Genomic DNA, 18,923 nt, shown 5'->3' with positions numbered 1-18,923 from the left:
TGTGGTCAAGATTCCTACGCTCTCGCGGCACCGGGAGGCAACCCCGACCGAGACGTCCCCCACCGGGGTAGCCGTCCGCAACCGCCCGGACGACACCGGATCGGTCACGGTCACCGACCGAACGAAGTCCACCCGTACGCCGACGACCGACCCGCCACCGGCACCGGCACCGGCACCGGCACCGGCACCCACGGTCGAACGTCGCCCCGAGGTCGAACGTCGCCCCGAACGGGTCGTACCCGCTGGTCCCCGCCCCCGGGCCAGCCTGTTGGCCACCTTCGGCCTGATCTTCGGCGTGGCCTCGGTGCTCCTCGTGCTCAGCGGCGCGCTCGCCGGGTACGGCATCGGCCTGGGCGTGCTCGCCCTGCTGCTCAGCATCGGCGGCATCTCAGCGACCGGTCGCCGGCATGTGGCCGGCAAGACCGACGCCCTGATCGGCCTGCTGCTCGGCCTCGGCGCCGTGTTCCTCGGCGGACTGGCGATCAGCGGCGGCTTCACCTGGCCGAACATGGACGCCGACCTGGTCGAGCGGGCCCGCGAGTGGCTTGACTCACAGTTTGTGGACCGGTTCTGACGGGCACATGTTGATCCCGGAACGGTGGTTCACCGGTTCCAGCGACTGAGTACTGGTGGTTCACCGGTCGGGACGCACATCTTTCGGGGGGCGGCGGAAGCCGCCCCCCGAAACGTGTCCGGGCAACCCGGGAAACGTGTCCGGGCAGATCCCGAACGTGTCCGGAACAGTCCCGGAACGCATCAACGAGGGCTAGACGCAACAGATCGAGGGTCGGTCCGCGTTCAGACGCAACGATCAGCGGCGGAACGCAATCCTCACCAGTGGTTGCCGCCGCCCGTGCCCGAATAGCGTGGGTTGAGACGCCAGCCCACAGCCGTGCCGTGGCCGGGCGCGTCCGATCCCCTGGGAGCAGGACACATGACGTTGGATACCACCGGTCGGCGCTATCTGATGTGCCGGCCGACGTACTTCGCCGTCGATTACGCGATCAACCCGTGGATGGATCCCTCCGCCCCGGTCGACACCGCGCTCGCCGTCCGGCAGTGGGAGACGCTGCGTCAGACGTACCTCGACCTGGGGCACCGCGTCGAGGAGATCGAACCGTTGCCCGGCCTGCCGGACATGGTCTTCGCCGCCAACGGCGGCATCGTCATCGACGGCAGGGCACTGGCGGTGCAGTTCCGTGACCCGCAGCGCGCCGACGAGGCACCGGCCTACCGGGCCTGGTTCGAGCGCGCCGGCTTCACGATGTACGACCCCAAGCACGTCAACGAGGGCGAGGGCGACCTGCTGCTCGCCGGTGACCTGCTGCTCGCCGGCACCGGTTTCCGCACCGCCCACGCCGAGCACGCCCACCTCCAGGAGGTCTTCGGGCGGCCGGTGATCACGCTGCAACTGGTCGACCCGCGCTACTACCACCTGGACACCGCGCTCTGCGTACTCGACGAACGGAACGTCGCGTACCTGCCGGCGGCCTTCTCTCCCGGCAGCCAGGCGGTGCTGCGGCGGCTCTTCCCGGATGCGGTGCTGGCCACCGCCGCCGACGCGGCGGTGTTCGGCCTCAACGCGGTCAGCGACGGACGACACGTGGTGCTGCCCAGCCAGGCCACCACGCTGGCCGCCGCGCTGCGCGACCGGGGGTACGAGACGATCGGCGTCGACCTGTCCGAGCTGCGTAAAGCCGGCGGCGGCCCGAAGTGCTGCACGTTGACGCTGCGTGAAGGAGAGGCAAGCAAATGATCGTGGACGACGCCCTGCGTACGCCGACGGCGGTACGCGACGCGGAACGCTGGACCGCGCACAACTACCACCCGCTGCCGGTGGTGATCGAATCAGCCGAGGGTGCCTGGCTGACCGACGTCGACGGCCGCCGTTACCTGGACTGTCTGGCCGGTTATTCGGCGCTCAACTTCGGGCATCGGCATCCGACGCTGATCGCCGCCGCCCACGCCCAACTCGACCGGCTCACCCTGACCAGCCGCGCGTTCATCCACGACCAGTTCGCCGACTTCTGCCGGGAGCTGGCCGAACTGTGCGGCAAGGACCTGGTGCTGCCGATGAACACCGGCGCGGAGGCGGTGGAGACCGCCATCAAGGTGGCCCGCAAGTGGGGCTACCAGGTCAAGGGGGTCCCGTCGGAGCAGGCCACCATCGTCGTGGCGGAGGGCAACTTCCACGGCCGTACGACCACCATCGTCAGCTTCTCCACCGATCCGGACGCCCGCAACGACTTCGGGCCGTACACCCCCGGGTTCCGGATCGTCCCGTACGGCGACCTGACGGCGCTGCACGAGGCGATCGACGACACGACGGTGGCCGTACTGCTGGAGCCGATCCAGGGTGAGCAGGGCGTGGTCGTCCCGCCGGCGGGCTACCTGACCGGGGTACGACAGCTCTGCACCGAACGCAACGTGCTCTTCGTCGCCGACGAGATCCAGTCGGGGCTGGGCCGGACCGGCGAGACGTTCGCCTGCGACCACGAGGGCGTCAGCCCGGACATGTACCTGCTCGGCAAGGCGCTCGGCGGGGGCATCGTGCCGGTGTCTGCGGTGGCCGCCGACCGGGCGGTGCTCGGGGTGCTGCGTCCCGGCGAGCACGGCTCGACCTTCGGCGGGAACCCGCTGGCCTGCGCGGTGGCGACCGAGGTCGTACGACTGCTGGCCACCGGCGAGTTCCAGCAGCGTTCGGCGGAGTTGGGTGCCCACCTGCACGCGTCGCTACAGAAGCTGGTCGGACACGGTCTGGTGGCGGTACGCGGCCGGGGTCTCTGGGCCGGGATCGACATCGACCCGGCGCTGATGACCGGGCGGCAGGCCTGCGAGCGGCTGGCCGAGCGCGGGGTGCTGGCCAAGGACACCCACGGCTCGACGATCCGGTTGGCTCCCCCGCTGGTCGTGACCACCGAGGAGTTGGACTTCGCGGTCGAGCAGTTGGCCGCCGTACTGCGCGGCTGACGAATCCCCGGACATAGCGGCAAAGTCCACCAGACGTGGCGGGCGGTCACCCCGGTCGGGGGTGACCGCCCGCCATCAACTGCTACGGCCGCTACGGCTTGAGGCGGATCGCCATGGTCGGCGCCTCGGCCATCACCGACGTCGGGTTGAAGTTGCCGCCCGAGGTCATCTTCTCGGCCCGGCCGACCTGGACACCGGGATACAGCTCGACGATGTCGCCCTTGCCGAGCGGACGGATCTGATGGTTCATCAGGGCGATCCGGTTGGCCTCGTCCATCGAACCGCCGGGCCGGATCCCCGAGCCGTTGGTGCTCACGTCCCGCGCGACCAGTTCACCGCCGCGCAGCTCGAAACTGACGTGGTTCCGGCTGATCCAGCGTCGGGCCTCGTCGTTGAGCCACTGGCCGAGCCGGATACCGCCGGACTGCTCGGGGGCCCGTCCCACCACCACCTGCTGATCCGGAGCCACCACGAACCGCTGCCGGATCTGGCCACCGATCCGGATGGCCAGCACCTCGACCTTCGGCCGGGGCCCGATGTCGGAGAGCCGGCTCTCGTGCCGGGGGCAGGTCGGCGCACCGGTACGCAGGCTCGGCGGCGGCTGGCCGTACGGTGCCCGTTCGACCCGGACCAGGTCGGCGAAGGAACCGCCGCCACCACCACCGAACAGGGCACAGCTCGACTCGGCGCAGCGCCAGGTCCGGGCCAGCAGTTTGGCACCGGCCGGCGACACACCGACCGCCGTGGGCATGCTGACACCCACCCGGGCCTTCAGGGTGGGACCGTTGGAGCCGGAGATCGGGGCCAGCACCCGTCCGGGCTCGTTCACCCACGGGTACCGTCCGGCCAGCCCGTCGTAGCGTTGCCGGCTGAGCACCGGCAGCCCGAGCAGGTCGGCCACCTCCAGCACCCGGTCAGCGGGGTTGGTCAACACCTCCACCAGGCCGTCGTCGGCCCAGCGACGGATCACCATCCGCTCGTTGGAGGTCAGGTCGGCGTCGGAGAGCAACCCCCGGTGCACAACGGCATAGACCGGTGCCCCATCCTCCTGAAGCTGCCGACCGAGGGCATCGATGGTGATGCCGAGCCGCAGCAGGCTGGCCGGTCGGCCGCCGTCCAGGTCGACGAAGCGGACTAGCTCGGCCAGGTCGACCACTGCCCGGGCCATCAGCGGGTCGGTGCAGACCCGCCCCTCGATCGCATCCAGGACCTTGCTGATCTCGAATCTCACGCCGCTCCCTGGACAATCTCGTCGATACGACGGGCCAGCTCGATGTCCCGTCGGGTCACTCCGCTGACCGAGTGGGTGGCGCACCGGAAGGTCACGGTCCGCCATCGGATGTCGATATCGGGATGATGGGACATTTCCTCAGCGACCTCCGCTACCCGGTCAACCACGGAGATCGCCTCGGGAAATCCGCGCAACTCGACGGTACGGGAGATGCCGGCCGGGTTACCGGTCCAGCCTGCCAGTCCGTCCAGCTCGCTACGCACCGCCTCAGCGTCGAGCACCTCTGCCATGGGCCCGACCCTACCGCCGCCCACCCTGCGGACGGCGGGCAACGCCACTAGGCGGACCCTTCGGTACAACCTCCCAGAATTCAGGCTACTCACGGTCACGAGTAGACGACGTCGGGCAGCCGCCCGGATACCGACCGACTACGCTCCGCGCAGCGGGGCGCCCACCTCGTGCAGGTGCCGCAACGCCTGGCGGTACGAGTCGAACAACCCCGTCTCCTCGTACGGGATGCCCTGCTCGGCGCAGTACCGCTGGACGATCGGCTGCGCCCGACGCAGGTTGGACCGGGGCATGCTCGGGAACAGGTGGTGCTCGATCTGGTAGTTGAGACCGCCCAACGCGAAGTCGACCAGCAACCCGCCCCGTACGTTGCGTGAGGTGAGCACCTGCTTGCGCAGGAAGTCCAGGTCGTCCTCGGCGGTCGGCATCAGCATGCCCTTGTGGTTGGGCGCGAACGAGCAGCCCATGTAGAACCCCCACAACGCCTGGTGGATCGCGATGAAGGCCAGTGCCTTCCCCGGGGACAGCACGGTGAAGAGGACCGCGACATAGCCGACCAGGTGCGCCACCAGCAGCACCGCCTCGGCCCGGCGGTAGCGCATCGGCGTACTGCCACGCAACGCCTGCACGCTGGCCACATGCAGGGCCAGGCCCTCCAGGAACAGCAGCGGGAAGAACAGGTACGCCTGCCGGCGGGCCAGCCACCGGCCGAACCCCCTGGTCTGCTCCGCCTGCTCGTGGGTCCAGACCAGCGCCCCCGCGCCGACGTCCGGATCCTCGTCCTCGTGGTTGGGGTTGGCGTGGTGCCGGTTGTGCTTGTCGACCCACCAGCCGTAGCTCAGCCCGACGGCGAGGTTGCCGGCGATCAGCCCGGCGATGTCACTGACCCGCCGGTTACGGAACATCTGCCGGTGCCCGGCATCGTGGCCGAGGAAGGCGACCTGGGTGGAGGCGACCGCGAGGAAGACGGCCACCAGCAGCTGCCACCAGGAGTCACCGACCAGGAACACCGCAGCCCAGCCAGCGACGAAGAGGCCGACGGTGACAGCGATCTTGATCGAGTACCAGCCCGGACGCCGGTTCATCAGCCCGGCCTGGCTGATCCGTCGAGACAACCGGGCGAAGTCGCTGCCCCGTCTCAGGGCAGGCTCCGCCACCGCACCGACCGTCATCGACTCCCCATTCTCCGTAGCGTGGATGCGTGCCGGGCAGCACGGCTGGCCCAAGTCTGGTGACGGTCGATGGTCGGGGCAACCCTGAAGGCCCCCGAATCGGAGGTAGGGCTGGCACTACCATCATCGACCCGGACCGTCGCAGCGGTCGTGGTCCGTCAGGTCATCCGCCGTACCGCCGCCCGCAGCCGGGCCAGGTCCCGCCGACGCCGCTCGTAGGTGATGGCCAGGCCGATCAACGCGAAGCCACCGATCGCCAGGAAGATCCATCGGGGTAGCCGGTCCCAGACCCCGCCCACCTCGTGCAGGGCCACCAGGGCGAGGGTCCCGCCGCCGAGCAGCACCGGTGCCTGGCGACGCCACCTGGCGCCGACAAGCACGGTGGCCAGCGCGGCGACGCCGAGCAGCAGTCGACGCCACGGCTGGCCGTCCGCGACCAGAACCGAGACCAGCGTGGGCAGCAGCCCTGCGGCCAGCCCCGGCCCGTAGGTGAGCCAACTGTTCAACGCCGGCTGGGCCCGGTTCGCCAACCAGCCGGCGACCACGGCCAGCGCCGCCGCCGGCAGGGTGTACGCCTCCAGAACCGCCACCTGCGCGGCGGCCAGCAGCAGCCACACCGCGAACAGTTCGCTGCCGGCCGCCACCCCCGCCAGGGTCCACCGGTAGCGTGCCGGCTCCCCCGGCCGCAGGGCACGTAGCCCGACCACCAGGCCCCACAGGGTGCACACCGCAGCCGCGTACCGGTGTTCGTTCATCGAGAACAACAGAGCGATGACCGCACCGGCATGACCGAGCGCATCGACGGCGACCGACTCGACCGGTCGCCGGCCGCGCAGCACGGCACCGACCACCAGGGCCAGAACGGCGACCCCGAGCACCGCGAAGGCAGCCAGCCGCAGCGGCAGGTCGACGGCCAGCGACGCCGCGACCGCGAGGATCAACGCGCTGACGACGGCGGTCAGCCAACCCGCCGTACGGGCGACCACGGTACGACCGACGGCACCCGCCACCGTGGCCACCGCGACGATCACCCCCAGGCCGGCAAGCGTGCTGGCCTTGGCCGGCAGCAGCCCGGCCAGACCGGGTCCGGCCAGGACCAACCCCAGCGGTACGACCAGCCCCACCGCCCAGGACCGGCGCAGCGACGCCGCCAACGCGGCTGTGAGCAGGCAGGCCAGACCACCGAGCAGCGCCACCGCCGGCACGACCGGCCACCGGGCGCCCGAGGCGGCCAGGCCCACCAGGACCGTGGTCGTCGCGAACGGCAGGGCCGGCAGCAGGGCTGGCCGGAGGAGGCTCGGCTGCCAGCCGGGTGGCCGGGTCGAGGTGGCGGTGCCCGGCTGAGCCGTCGCGTTGTCCGGGGTTCGCCGCATCTGAACAGTGACCGAGCAGACCAGCGCGGCGACGGTCAGTACGACCAACGCGATGCTGGTCGGAACGTTCACCCATCGAGCCAGCGCGGCGGGTGCCCTGTCGAACGGGGTCAGCCCCACCCCGGCCGGTACCCCCGACCAGATCTCGGCCAACCAGGCGTACGGACCGGCCAGCACCGCCAGCCCGGCAGGCAGCAACAGGACGGCCGCAGCCAGCAGCAGCACCCCACCGGAGACCAGCAACGGTACGGCCGACCGGACCGGCCGGACCAGGGACAGACCGATGGCCACCAGCAGTACGGCGACGGCGGCGTACACCTGCTGCGGCTCGCCGGCCCGGTCGACGGTCGGCAACAGGCCCGGCCCGAGTACGGCGACCGCCAGCGCGGCAGCGGCGTACGGCAGATAGGCCGGCCACCAGCGACGGACCGCGACGAGTGCCCCGACCAGGAGTGCGACGGCGGCGGTGCCGCCCCGCGCCTGCCACTGCGGCCCGACCCCGGCGGTGAATAGCCCGACGGTCGACGCGGCCGGCCCGGCCAGCAATCCGACCGCCAACGCACTTCCGCCGATCGCCCGCTCCACTGTGGAACCGACACGGGCGGTGGCGGCGACGGCGAGCCCGGCCGACAGCACCACGGCGAGTACGGCGGTGGCGCTGACCGGACGGGCCAGCCCCACCAGGACCGCGTGCCCGACCAGCACCGCAGCAGACCCGGCGGCCACCAGGCCGGCGGCGGGCCGACGCCGGAGGACCACCAGCAGCAGCCCCACCCCGACCGCGAGGTCCACGACCGGTACCGCCCACCAGGGCAGACCGGCGGCAGGCAGGGCCAACGCCACGAACCCGGCACCGCCGACGGCGGTGGCCATCCAGGCGCCCCGGGGCAGCAACGTCACCAACGCCACGGTCGCCAGCACCACCGCCACCGGCAACTGCCAGTCGAATGGCGTACCGCCGCTGACGTCCGCCCGCCACACCGGCAGCGAGCGGAACACCGTGGCACCCGCCACCACGCACGTCATGAAACCGGCCGAAGCCGCCAACGCGCTGAAGACGATCAGCCCACCGATGCGGGGGCCGAGACGCACCCCGGCCGGCAACAACCGGGCGGTCGCCATCACCAGCAGGGCAAGGACCACCACGATCAGTGCACCGGGCAACAGCGGCGACCCGGGCAACTCGACCGCCGGACGCGTCGCCGCGCCGGCCAGGGCCAGCACCGACGCACACCCGGCCAGCAGTTGGAGGACCGTGTTCCGGGCAAGCACCGAGCCGGCCACCATCAGCAGCACCGCCACCAGCAACGGAACGCCGGCCAGTAGCGCGGTGTCGGGCAACAGCGGCCCCTCGGCGACCACCAGCGCGACGAGTCCGCACACCGTCGAGGCCAGCAGCGCGAGCCCGTACGCGACCCAGGCGGCGATCCGCCCGGCGAGGGCGACCCCACCGCCCCGGACCCGCCACACCACCGCCAGGTTCAGCGCGGCCAGCGCGGCGAACGTCAACGACCAGCCGGCGACGGCCAGGTCCGCGTCGCTGGCCAGCAACAACGGCACCGGCTGGGCGACGAGCAGCGCAGCGAACCACGGTACGGCCAGCCGGGTAAGACTGCCGTAGCCGGCAGCCACCACCACGCCGACCACGCCCACCACCGCCGTGTAGCGGACACCCGGCCAGTCGGCCACCCCGAACAGGTCGACGGACCAGGCCGCGTACCCGTCGAGCAGGACCAGTAACAGCCCCACCGCCGCGAACGTCTCTCCGGTGGCGGTCAGGCCACGGCGCTTCGCCAGCAGCGGTGCGGCCAACGCCAACAGGGTGACGACCGCCAGGATCACCGCCCGCCCGACGATGCCGACGGTGGCCCAGGCGACCACGGTGAAGACGATGGCGGCGGTGCCGAGCAGCAGCCCGCCGAGGATGAACAGCAGGTTCTGCACGGTACGGGTGGAGGTCTCCGGCCGTACCGGGGCGGCAGCCGGACGGCCCGGTACGCCGGCCACGGCCGGTGTCGGCACGCCGGTCACGGCCGGTGTCAGGGCCGGTGCGGGTACGCCGCTCGGGCCCGGTCTTGGCGTCGGTACCCCGGTCGGTCGGCTGACGTACGCGCCGACCCGCACCCGGGCGGCCAACTCCTGGCGACGCTGCTGATGGTCCCGCAGCGTCGCCGCCAACGTCAGATACGCCTGTCGGGCCTGCTCGACCCGGCCGGTGAGTCCGGCGATCTCCCCATCGAGCCGGATCACCTCCGCGGCCAACGGGTCCGGGGCCCGGCCGCAGCCTGGGCAGTTGGCGGCCAGCGTCGCGGTCGCCCGGCAGACCGGGCACGGGTAGCTGTTCGTCGGCGGCAGAGGCAACACGCTCACATGCTCCCGCCCCGGCGGCCCGATGCCCAGAGTGTGCGTACTCAGCCGGCACTCAGGAAGTCACCAGGGGGCGCATCCGGCTGCGGATGGGGTTGGCCGCAGCCGGATGCCAACCCGAGCGGCACAGGCGGCTGCGGATGGGGTTGGCCGCAGCCGGATGCCAACCCGAGCGGCACATCCGGCTGCGGATGGGGTTGGCCGCAGCCGGATGCCAACCCGAGCGGCACAGGCGGCTGCGGATGGGGTTGGCCGCAGCCGGATGCCAGCCCGTCAGTCCGGAGCGATCGGGGCACCGGTTCCGGTCCGGTTGGCCTCGATCCACCGGTCGATGTGCGCCCACCAGTCGTACAGCCAGTCGATGCGTTCCTGTCGTCCGGACGGCACCTCCTCGGGCGGCACCGACCAGAACCGCATCACGATCCGCTTGTCCATCGGCAGCTCCCGCCACACGTCCGTCACGGTGAGCATCCGATCCAGGCCGGTGTGCGCGACGAAGATGACCCCGGCGTCCGGTGCGGCCTCCAGCGCCGCCAACAGTCCGCCCGGCTGTGGCGCGAGCACATGCTGCATCGCCTCAGCCCGTACGGCCATCTTCTCCAGGCCGAGGGACCGCAACCGTTCGATGGCCCGCACCCGGCGGCGGGGGGTGAAGTTCCCTCCCTCCGGAAAGATCACGAAGACGTCGTCATCGTCCAGGTCGACAGCCAGGTTCCGGATCTGCTCCGTCATCGACTCCCCCGGCTCCCGGCCCGGTGCCACGAACCGGTTCGGCAGCCGGTTGAGCATCACGTCGACGGCCGGATCCCATTGCAGGGTGTCCTTCAGGACGATGCGCGGCTCCCGGTCGTACCAGTTGACCAGCGCATGGATCAGGATGAACGAGTCACCCGGTCCCGCATGCCGGCAGAGCACCAGCTCGGGCCGGCCCGGCTGGGCGATGTCGGGGTTGCTGCCGACCACGTCGATCCGTAGCCGCAGGGCCCACCGGACCTGCCAGAACAGGATCGTCAGGAACCAGCCGACCAGCACGTAGTGCGCCCGCTGGATCCGGGGTGACTGGAGCTTCCAGCCGAAGCCCGACGCGACCCACAACGCGAAGAGGGCGATCAGCGCGGCTGCGTCCCAGACCAGATAGACGCAGGCCATCCAGAGCACCCGCAACGGGCGCAGGTAGCCGGGCACCAACGGGGAAGCCGCTGCGGCGATGAACACCCACACCGGCAGGGTCGTCACGACCAGGGCTGCCAGGAGCACCACCCCGGGCGCGAGGATGACCCGACGTAACCACTTGGGCGGCAACCGCATCAGGAATCATCCACATGGGACGCCAGATACCGCCGGGACGCGGTGTAGGCCCGGCTGATCCGCCGTCCCACGGCCGCCATGTCACGGTAGGCCCACGGACTGTCATCACGGGGGTTCAGTCCCCCGGTCGGGAGAACATGCACATCCACATCATCGGGTAGCGCCGCCATCTCCCGGGCGAACCGATGGCGGCGGGCGATCTCGAAGGCCACCTGGGCGATCTCCCAGGGCCGGCGGGGCGGGGTCAGCGGCCGTTCGATCCGCCCGACCTGGAGCACGAAGATCTGCTTCGCGCCGCCCTGCACCGCCTCACCGATCGGGATCGAGTTGACGATCCCCCCGTCGATGAAATGCTCACCGTCGATCTCGGCCGGCGGCAGCAGCCCCGGCACCGACGCCGAGGCCAGTACGGCGTCCACCAGCGGCCCGCTGGTGAACCAGTGCTCGGCGGCCCGCTCGATGCTGGCCGCACAACAGTGGAACGGCACCTTGAGGTCGGCGAAGGTGGCGTCCTCCCCCAGTTCGCGTTCCAACAGCCGACGCAGCGGCCGGGGCGAGTGCAGATGCGTACGGGCGGCGAAACGGCGCAGTTGTCGGGCGACCGAGTCGCCGTAGACCTCGCTGGCCTCGGGCGAGGCCCAGAGCCGGACCAGCCGGTCGGTGACCGCCTCGGTCGGGTCGGCCGCGACCAGTGCCCCGTTCACCGCGCCGATCGACGTACCGAGCACCAGATCCGGGCGGATACCCGCGCGGAACAGGGCCCGCAGCATGCCGACCTCGACCGCGCCGAGTACCCCGCCACCACCAAGAACGAACGCCACTGGGCCGCTGACCATGGCATTCATCCTGGCACGAGGTGCACCGGTCCGCTCCGACGGTGGGTACGGGCACCGCCCTGACCAGCCCCGGCAACCACCCGGCCCGCCACCCGACCCGCAGCCCTGAGTCGTGGCGTCCCGGCCTGAATCCCTACCATTCGTTAACCCACTGTTGACATGTCGTCGCCGTACGCAGAACCTGATACGACCCCCGCACGGAATCCCGCCCCTCTCGATGGCAGGTGCGACGCACGATGACAGCGCTGCACGCAGGTGCCCTGTTGGCCCGCAGATACCGGCTCATCGACCGGATCGGGGCCGGCGGCATGTCGGTGATCTGGCGAGCCCGGGACGAGGTGCTCGACCGGGTGGTGGCGGTGAAGGTCCTGGTCTCCGTACTCGCCGCCGACGCCAGGTTCCGCAACCTGGTACGCGAGGAGGCGCGGGCCGCCGCTCAACTCGTACACCCGAACGTCACGTCCGTGCACGACTACGGCGAAACGATCGACCCCGACGGTACGGTCACCGCGTTCGTGGTGTTGGAGCTGCTGACCGGCGAGGAGTTGGCGACCCGGCTGGTCGACGGCCCCCTGCCGTGGGTCGAGGCGGTGCGGACGTGTGCCGAGGTGGCCGACGCACTGGCCGCCGCCCACCGGCTCGGCATCGTGCACCGGGACATCACGCCGTCCAACGTCATGCTGACCGCGACGGGTGCCAAGGTGCTCGACTTCGGCATCGCCACCTGGACCGGCGCACCGGACGACGACGAGGACGGGGCGACCTTCGGCACCCCGTCGTACGTCGCGCCGGAACGTCTCGACGGCACCCCGGCGCAGCCGGCCACCGACGTCTACTCACTGGGTGTCCTGCTCTACGAGACACTCACCGGCCGGGTGCCCTTCCCCGCCGACACCTGGGAGGACCTGGCGACCAGCAGTTCACCGGCCGCCACCATGCCGCCACTGACCAGCGTGGCGAACCTGCCCGCTGCGGTAGCCGACCTCTGCCGGCGCTGCCTGTGCCGGGTGCCGGCGGACCGGCCGACGGCCAGGCAGGTCGGGCAGGCGCTACGTGACCAACTCCGGTCCACCGACCCGGTACCGACCGACCATCCCGTCGCTGCTCCCACCGCTCCCTCCGCCGCTGGTCCCACCGCTGCTGGTCCCACCGCTGCTGGTCCCTCCGCCGCTGGTCCCACCGCTGCTGGTCCCACCGCTGCGCTGGCAGCCGTGGACCAGTCGACTGCGCTGGCGGCCGTGGACCAGTCGGCGACCGGACTGATCGCCACCGGCACTTCCACGACCGGGACATCGACGCTGGACGCCGCGTCGGTCGGGCCGCAGACACCGGGGACCGGCCAGCCACGGCAGCTCCCGGTCCGGACGATCACCGGTCTGGTCGTGGCCGGGCTCCTGGCCGTGGTCGCGTTCGTGGCCGCCGTACTGGCTGCCTCCTCGGCCAACCGACCGCAGCAGCATCCGGTGCTGCCGACCACAGCGGTCCCCGACCCCGGGCAGCTACCCGGACCCGGGTCCCCCGCACCGGGCTCGTCTCCGTCGGCCACAGCATCGCCGCCACCGCCGGCAACCCCAGCGACGGCGGTCCCGGCGAGTCTGGTCGAGGCGATGGCCCGCCTCGATCAGGTGATCGACGATGGGGTCTCCTCCGGGGCGATCCGGCACGACGTCGGGGTCGACCTGCGCAACCAGGTACGGAACCTACGGGCGACGTTGGCTGGCGGTCCGACCGTCCTGGCCGAGCCGGTGGCCGGGATACGCGAGAAGATCGCTATACGGGTCGTCGAAGGTTCGATCAGCGCCGACCATGCCCGGCAGCTCGACGCTGCTCTCGCCCAGCTCGCCGCGTTGTAAGGGAAGGGCCCCTTCTTAGCGCTTTCTACCGTGAAAGGGCCCTTCCTGACACCTCACGGCAGGGCGTTGAGGAACGGCTCGTGGTTGTTCTTGAACTCCCAGCCGTAGTAACGGTCCCAGTTGATCGACCAGGTCATCAGTCCCCGGAAGCCGGGGCTGGTGCCGCTACGCGGTACGTAGCTGCCGCAACTGGTGCCACGGACCAGACAGTTGACCGCTGCCTGGACCCCGGCCGGGGCCACGTAGCCGTTGCCCGCGCTGACGGCTGCCGGCGTACCGAACGCCACCTGCTCGGGTCGTAGTGGCGGGAACATGTTGGCGGGATTGCCGGCGACCGGGAACCCGGCCAGCAGCATGTCGGTCATCGCGATGTGGAAGTCCGCGCTCCCCATGTTGTGGTACTGGTTGTCCAGCCCCATGATCGGGCCGGAGTTGTAGTCCTGCACGTGCAGCACCGTGATGTCGTTGCGCAGCGCGTAGATGACCGGCAGGTACGCCCCGGCGCGGGGATCCTGCCCGCCCCAGGGACCGGATCCGTAGAACTGGTAGCCGAGCTGCACGAAGAAGGTCTCCGGTGCCATCGTGAGTACGAAGTCCGCACCGTACCGCTGCTTGAGCGTCCGTACGGCGGAGATCAGATTGACGATCACCGGGCTGGTGGGGTTCCTGAAGTCGGTGTCGCCGGTGTTCAGGGACAGCGAGTGGCCCTCGAAGTCGATGTCCAGGCCGTCCAGGCCGTACCGGTCGATGATCGCGCCGACGGAACGGACGAAGGCGTCCCGGGCGGCGGTCGTCGTCAACTGGACCTGGCCGTTCTGCCCGCCGATGGAGATGAGCACCTTCTTGCCCTGCTGCTGTTTGGCACGGATCGCGGCGATGAACTCGGCCTCGGTCTCCACCCCGGGACATTCGCTGACCGGGCAGAGCTGGAACCTGATGTCACCGGAGGTGGCTGAGGTCGGCTCACCGAAGGCGAGGTTGATGATGTCCCATTCGGACGGTACGTCGGCCATCCGCAGGTAGCCGGATCCGTTGGCGAAGCTGGCGTGCAGGTAACCGATCAACGCATGCTTCGGTAGCCCACCGACCGGGGGCGGGGTGGTGGTCGGGGGCAGACTCGTCGGGGGCAACGTGGTGGGTGGTGGGGTGGTCGGATTCCCCGTCCCCGTCGGCGGCGGCGTCGTCGGATCCACACCACCACACGGCGCACCATTCAACAGACAACCCACCGGAGAACCAGAACCAGTCGCCAAAAACCCGAACGACACCGACCCACCCGGCGGAACCGAACCATTCCACGACCGATTCGAAAACGTATGCCGCTGCCCCGACGACGACAACAACGCATCCCAATACGAACCCATCGACGTCCCCGCCGGAAGATCAAACACCACCGACCACGACGACAAGGCCGACGACCCACCATTCGTAATCGTGTACCGACCCTCCCAACCCGAACCCCAATCCGACACCTTCACGAACGACGCCGTCGGACCAGCAGCAAACGCCGGCAACGACACCCAGAACACCCCGAGCGCCGCCACCAACCCCGCCACCAAACCCAACACCAACGATCTGGACCGTCTCCTCATCCGACCCTCCCACCAAGCCAAACATCCACGGACATCAACAAGAGGCTCTAATTATTAGGACTGTTAACTGTTTCTGTCCAGACTGGTCCCAGGGCGCGACCGAGCCCGGGGCAGGCCGGTCGGATACCTCGTGGGCGGGGAGCGGGCGGGATGGAGCGGGCGGGATGGACCGGCGTCGACGACGTACGGCGGCAATCAGCAGGCAGCCAGGCGGATGTTCACCCACGCCTACGTCCACGACTGGCGGTGCTGCGCGACGCGGGTGGGGACCGGGGATGTTGCCCGCTGGTCAACGGGACAGCGGCGAGATCAGATCCGGGCGCAGTGTGGGCTGCCGCACCATCCAGCGCCGGTAGACCGCCTCGTAGCCGCGCGCCATCCGGTCGGCGGAGAACTCGTCGCGTGCGTGCCGGACACAGTCGGCGGGATCGAGACGTCCAGCGGCCAGCAGCGCCCCGGGCAACTCGGCGGGCTCATCGCAGATCACCCCGGTCACACCGGAACGGATCAACTCCGGCACCGCCCCCCGGTTCAGCGCCACCACCGGCGTACCGGCGGACATCGCCTCGACCATGACCATGCCGAACGGTTCCTCCCACCGGATCGGCATGACCATGCAGCGAGCCGCCAGCAGCAGGTCGAGGCAGGTCTCCCGATCGGGGTCCCGCAGCAGCGTCACGTCCGGCCCCAACATCGGCTCGATCACCTCGGTGAGGTAGTCCCGCTCCGAGGATTCGGAACACTTGCCCGCCAACACCAGGGGCAACCCGGCCTCGCGACAGGCCCGGATCGCCAGGTCAGGTCCCTTGTCCTCGCTGAACCGGGCCAACCACAGCACCGGCCCGGTACCGGGTTCCGACTTGCGCGGCATGTCGTCGACGCTCATCCCGTTGTGCACGACACTGGCCCAGGGCAGGTCCGGTACGAGTCGTCGCTGCGCCTCCGAGATCGCCACCAGCCCAACCGACGGGTGTACGTCGCGAAGGATGTCGCCGAGTTCACTGGCCGGGTCACCGTGCACCGTGGCCACGGTGGGGACCGGCCGCTGAAGGGCGACCAGCGGACCGATGGTGGTGTGGTCGTGGACCACGTCGTACGCATCCGGTGTGATCATCTGGTTGACCCGGGCCAGGTGGGTCAACTCCGGCAACACCTGACCGAGGCGGTGGCTCTGCACCTGCGGCTCGGTCGAGACGTACCGACCACTGGTCCCGGTCCAAATCCCGGCCCCGAACAGGGTCACGTCATGCCCCAACGCCACCAGACCGTCCACCAGCGCCGCGCACACCTGTTCCAGCCCGCCGTATCCGGGCGGCGGAACCTCGTACCACGGGGGCACGACCATGGCGATCCGCAACGGCCCGGACTGGCGGGATCGGTCGAGCGGAATCTGGTTCACGACAACGAGCCCTCCGGATAGCTCCAGCAGGCTGGACGACTGCGGGTTCCCCGATCCAGCGAGGACAACCCTGCCCAGACCATTCGCCGGCAGCGGGGTGCTCAGACGGCCAACTTCAGCCGGTCGGCCACGGAACTGACCCCGGGCGCGGACCAGGCGGCCCGTTCCGCTGCTTCCTTCTCCATCCAGGATCGGACGGTACCGGTCAGCGTGACGAGATCGCCCTGCACGTCGATGACGATCTGGTCGACGTCGGCCTGCATCGTACGACGCAACGCGTCCCCGATGTCCCGTTTGATGCTTTCGGCGGAGGGTGGCATTCCGGGCCGTACGGCGATGAGGTTGGTGACGCCACGGACACCCGAGAGTCGGCGGGCGGTACGTTCGGCGGCCCGGCGTTGGTATCCCCACTCCACCTCGCCGCGCAGCATCACCCAGCCGTTGGACACCGTCACGTCGAGCTGCTCGGCCGGTACGAAGGCGTCCCACTCCAGTCCCCGGCTGGCGGCCATGGCGATCTCGCTGTCGCTCCGCTCAGCCGAACCCGGCAACCGCACCTCGATGTCGTTGGCCACGGCGGTCACCCCCCGCAGCCGGTGCGCCGCCTTCTCCGCCGCCCACTTCTTGGCGTAGCTGTCCACCCAGCCGGTCAGGGTGACGATGCCCCCGTTGACGGAGACACCAACCTCGTTGGGCTGCACCCACGCATTCCAGCCCAACTCGTCCAGCACATCGCGCTGGATCTCCTCGTCGGTACGGGGCATGGTCGACGTGGTCATTGGCGGACTCCTCCCACGCGCTGGTCCTCCGTCTCACCCCGATCCTGCTTCCGGGCGGGATGAGGGCCCCTCCCCCGGAGAAGGTGAACAGACCGGCAGATCCTCACGTAACGGGGCCAACCATGCCAGGCTGCATCAAGCACCAGCGGGTCCTACCTGCCCGGCTCGCGCACCGCCGGCAGCGCCACCACGGCATCCACCCAGCCGACCGCCAGCAGGATGTTGTAGTCGACCCCGAGCGCGAGCAGCCGGGGATTCGACTGGCGAAAAGGCTGGCGGCGGGTGGTGTGACCAACCCCCTTGGTCACACCACCCGCCGCCAATGGGGAGGAGACAGGGCTCAACAGGGAGGGAGAACATCCCTTTTGTGGGAGATTATACCCTCCAGCGCACGCGCTTGCTGTTAGGACGTTTCCGCGAGCGTTACGGTTGCCGACTTTTCCGCGTCATTTCGCAGGAAGATCAGATCGACCCGATCGCCGACCTTGCCGGCCTGTACGGCCGCCACCAGATCGTTGGAATCGTTGATCACCTTTCCGCCGAAGCGGGTGACGATGTCCCCCACCTGTAGGCCGGCCTTGGCCGCCGGGCTCCCCGGAGTCACCGAACTGATGAGAGCACCGCCCTCCTCGGCTGTGCCCACCCCCACCCCCAGCGACGGGTGACTGACCTTCCCGCCCGCCCGCAGGGTGTCCGCCACCGACTTGGCCTTGTTGCTCGGAATGGCGAACCCGACACCGATGTTGCCGTTGCTCTGCCCACTGGTGGCGATGGCCGTGTTGATGCCGATCACCTCACCCCTGGTGTTGACCAGAGCACCGCCGGAGTTGCCCGGGTTGATCGGGGCGTCGGTCTGCAACAGTCCCGAGATGGAAGTGACCCCCGTACGCTGCTGCCCGGGCGCGCCCTGCTGGTCGTCACCACCGGCACGGATCGTCCGGTCCCGGGCGCTGATGATGCCGGCGGTCACCGATCCTTGTAGGCCCAGCGGGCTGCCCAACGCCAGCACCGTGTCACCCACCTGCATGGCGTCGCTGTCGCCGAGGGTGGCGGCGGCCAGACCCGAGACCCCGTCGACCTTGAGTACGGCCAGGTCGGTCTTCGGATCGGTACCGACGACCTTCGCGTTGGCATTCTTGCCGTCGGCGAAGATCACCTTGACCCGGTCACCGCTGCCGCTGGCCACGACATGGTTGTTCGTCAGGACGTAGCCGTCCTCGGACAGCACCACACCCGAACCCTCCCCGTTGCCGGTGGTGATCGAGACGACGCTGTTCTCCACGGCGGCGGCGATCTTCGGCAGGTCCGCGCCATTGATGATCGGCGCGGCGGTGTAGGTCCGTCCACCGTCCGTCGGACCGTCGTTCACAGCCAGGGCGATCGCCCCACCGGCGATGCCCGAGCCGACCATGAGGACCAACGCGGCGGCGGCACCCGCCGCCATCCGGCCGAGCCGCCCCGGACGGGACGCGGGCGCGGACGCCGCAGGGACCTGGGCCCAGACCGGCGGGTGTCCAGGGCCGTGGTTCGCTGGCAGCGGAGGTACGACTCCCGGCTGACTGAGGTACGCCGGGTTGCCGGTCCAACCGGGCTGGTTCTGGTGGACGTCGGGCCGGTAGGCCGAATGCCACGGGCTCGGCGGATAGTGGCCGGCCGACGACGGCGGCGGCGGCGCAGGGGTCGCCGGTACGGTCGGCCCGGGCTGCGGGGGTACGGTGGCCGGCGTGCCCGACTCTGCTGCGGCCGGCAGCAGCG

15 protein-coding genes are annotated in these 18,923 nt (G+C 70.2%); 4 read left to right on the top strand and 11 right to left on the bottom strand.

Features of this window, described 5'->3' with window-relative positions:
• Position 1 precedes the first annotated feature (1 nt).
• The 3 genes from ACFQ4H_RS14400 to rocD all read left to right on the top strand — a co-directional run bounded on the left by ACFQ4H_RS14400 (position 2) and on the right by rocD (position 2,970).
• Positions 2-574 (top strand): hypothetical protein, encoded by a 573-nt coding sequence (locus tag ACFQ4H_RS14400; RefSeq protein WP_377571054.1) that lies wholly within the window; start codon positions 2-4, stop codon positions 572-574.
• 360 nt (positions 575-934) lie between these two features.
• Positions 935-1,756, top strand: a complete 822-nt coding sequence (gene ddaH / locus ACFQ4H_RS14395; protein ID WP_377571051.1) for a dimethylargininase — start codon at positions 935-937, stop codon at positions 1,754-1,756.
• Positions 1,753-2,970 (top strand): ornithine--oxo-acid transaminase, encoded by a 1,218-nt coding sequence (gene rocD, locus ACFQ4H_RS14390; protein ID WP_377571048.1) that lies wholly within the window; start codon positions 1,753-1,755, stop codon positions 2,968-2,970. The genes ddaH and rocD overlap by 4 nt, the downstream gene beginning before the upstream one ends.
• 91 nt (positions 2,971-3,061) lie before the next feature.
• Here rocD and ACFQ4H_RS14385 read toward each other — a convergent pair whose 3' ends face one another.
• The 6 genes from ACFQ4H_RS14385 to ACFQ4H_RS14360 all read right to left on the bottom strand — a co-directional run bounded on the left by ACFQ4H_RS14385 (position 3,062) and on the right by ACFQ4H_RS14360 (position 11,545).
• The gene (locus tag ACFQ4H_RS14385) at positions 3,062-4,201 is read right to left on the bottom strand and encodes an FHA domain-containing protein (protein WP_377571045.1); all 1,140 of its coding nucleotides are present in this window, start codon (positions 4,199-4,201) and stop codon (positions 3,062-3,064) included.
• Positions 4,198-4,491, bottom strand: coding sequence for a 4a-hydroxytetrahydrobiopterin dehydratase (locus ACFQ4H_RS14380; RefSeq protein WP_377571043.1), 294 nt, complete (start codon positions 4,489-4,491; stop codon positions 4,198-4,200). The genes ACFQ4H_RS14385 and ACFQ4H_RS14380 overlap by 4 nt, the downstream gene beginning before the upstream one ends.
• Positions 4,492-4,629: 138 nt before the next feature.
• Positions 4,630-5,661: a fatty acid desaturase family protein gene (locus ACFQ4H_RS14375; RefSeq protein WP_377571040.1), complete on the bottom strand. Its 1,032-nt coding sequence runs from the start codon at positions 5,659-5,661 to the stop codon at positions 4,630-4,632.
• A gap of 158 nt (positions 5,662-5,819) precedes the next feature.
• The gene (locus ACFQ4H_RS14370; RefSeq protein WP_377571038.1) at positions 5,820-9,398 is read right to left on the bottom strand and encodes an SCO7613 C-terminal domain-containing membrane protein; all 3,579 of its coding nucleotides are present in this window, start codon (positions 9,396-9,398) and stop codon (positions 5,820-5,822) included.
• Positions 9,399-9,674: 276 nt separating this feature from the next.
• The gene (locus ACFQ4H_RS14365; protein WP_377571035.1) at positions 9,675-10,709 is read right to left on the bottom strand and encodes a 1-acyl-sn-glycerol-3-phosphate acyltransferase; all 1,035 of its coding nucleotides are present in this window, start codon (positions 10,707-10,709) and stop codon (positions 9,675-9,677) included.
• Entirely contained in the window at positions 10,709-11,545 is an 837-nt protein-coding gene (locus tag ACFQ4H_RS14360) for a patatin-like phospholipase family protein (protein WP_377571033.1), read from the bottom strand. Before ACFQ4H_RS14360 ends, ACFQ4H_RS14365 begins: the two co-directional genes overlap by 1 nt.
• Before the next feature lie 236 nt (positions 11,546-11,781).
• On the opposite strand from ACFQ4H_RS14360, the gene ACFQ4H_RS14355 reads away from it, so the two are divergent.
• Entirely contained in the window at positions 11,782-13,398 is a 1,617-nt protein-coding gene (locus ACFQ4H_RS14355; protein ID WP_377571030.1) for a serine/threonine-protein kinase, read from the top strand.
• A gap of 53 nt (positions 13,399-13,451) precedes the next feature.
• Here ACFQ4H_RS14355 and ACFQ4H_RS14350 read toward each other — a convergent pair whose 3' ends face one another.
• From ACFQ4H_RS14350 to ACFQ4H_RS14330, 5 genes are all read right to left on the bottom strand, one after another.
• Entirely contained in the window at positions 13,452-14,990 is a 1,539-nt protein-coding gene (locus ACFQ4H_RS14350; protein WP_377571027.1) for a chitinase, read from the bottom strand.
• A 289-nt stretch (positions 14,991-15,279) separates the two neighbouring features.
• A complete protein-coding gene (locus tag ACFQ4H_RS14345; RefSeq protein ID WP_377571247.1) occupies positions 15,280-16,335 on the bottom strand; it encodes a glycosyltransferase family 4 protein in 1,056 nt (351 codons plus the stop codon).
• 155 nt (positions 16,336-16,490) lie between these two features.
• Positions 16,491-17,168 carry a BON domain-containing protein gene (locus tag ACFQ4H_RS14340; RefSeq protein WP_377571024.1) on the bottom strand — a complete coding sequence of 226 codons (678 nt, stop codon included), beginning with the start codon at positions 17,166-17,168 and terminating at the stop codon, positions 16,491-16,493.
• A 152-nt stretch (positions 17,169-17,320) separates the two neighbouring features.
• Positions 17,321-17,476 carry a hypothetical protein gene (locus ACFQ4H_RS14335; protein WP_377571020.1) on the bottom strand — a complete coding sequence of 52 codons (156 nt, stop codon included), beginning with the start codon at positions 17,474-17,476 and terminating at the stop codon, positions 17,321-17,323.
• A 95-nt stretch (positions 17,477-17,571) separates the two neighbouring features.
• The gene (locus tag ACFQ4H_RS14330; protein WP_377571017.1) at positions 17,572-18,921 is read right to left on the bottom strand and encodes a S1C family serine protease; all 1,350 of its coding nucleotides are present in this window, start codon (positions 18,919-18,921) and stop codon (positions 17,572-17,574) included.
• Positions 18,922-18,923: the final 2 nt, after the last annotated feature.

It is taken from the genome of Micromonospora sonneratiae, from assembly GCF_042679305.1.
In the GTDB taxonomy this organism is placed as follows: Bacteria; Actinomycetota; Actinomycetes; order Mycobacteriales; family Micromonosporaceae; genus Micromonospora_H; species Micromonospora_H sonneratiae.
The sequence above is the reverse complement of the archived record's forward strand: the minus strand, read 5'-3'. Positions and strand labels throughout refer to the sequence as shown.

Bases quoted from the DNA above. Each gene is read 5' to 3' on its own strand.
- ddaH (WP_377571051.1), top strand. From the start codon at position 935: ATGACGTTGGATACCACCGGTCGGCGCTATCTGATGTGCCGGCCGACG.
- rocD (WP_377571048.1), top strand. From the start codon at position 1,753: ATGATCGTGGACGACGCCCTGCGTACGCCGACGGCGGTACGCGACGCG.
- ACFQ4H_RS14380 (WP_377571043.1), bottom strand. From the start codon at position 4,491: ATGGCAGAGGTGCTCGACGCTGAGGCGGTGCGTAGCGAGCTGGACGGA.
- ACFQ4H_RS14375 (WP_377571040.1), bottom strand. From the start codon at position 5,661: ATGACGGTCGGTGCGGTGGCGGAGCCTGCCCTGAGACGGGGCAGCGAC.
- ACFQ4H_RS14365 (WP_377571035.1), bottom strand. From the start codon at position 10,709: ATGCGGTTGCCGCCCAAGTGGTTACGTCGGGTCATCCTCGCGCCCGGG.
- ACFQ4H_RS14360 (WP_377571033.1), bottom strand. From the start codon at position 11,545: ATGGTCAGCGGCCCAGTGGCGTTCGTTCTTGGTGGTGGCGGGGTACTC.
- ACFQ4H_RS14355 (WP_377571030.1), top strand. From the start codon at position 11,782: ATGACAGCGCTGCACGCAGGTGCCCTGTTGGCCCGCAGATACCGGCTC.
- ACFQ4H_RS14350 (WP_377571027.1), bottom strand. From the start codon at position 14,990: ATGAGGAGACGGTCCAGATCGTTGGTGTTGGGTTTGGTGGCGGGGTTG.
- ACFQ4H_RS14345 (WP_377571247.1), bottom strand. From the start codon at position 16,335: ATGGTCGTGCCCCCGTGGTACGAGGTTCCGCCGCCCGGATACGGCGGG.
- ACFQ4H_RS14340 (WP_377571024.1), bottom strand. From the start codon at position 17,168: ATGACCACGTCGACCATGCCCCGTACCGACGAGGAGATCCAGCGCGAT.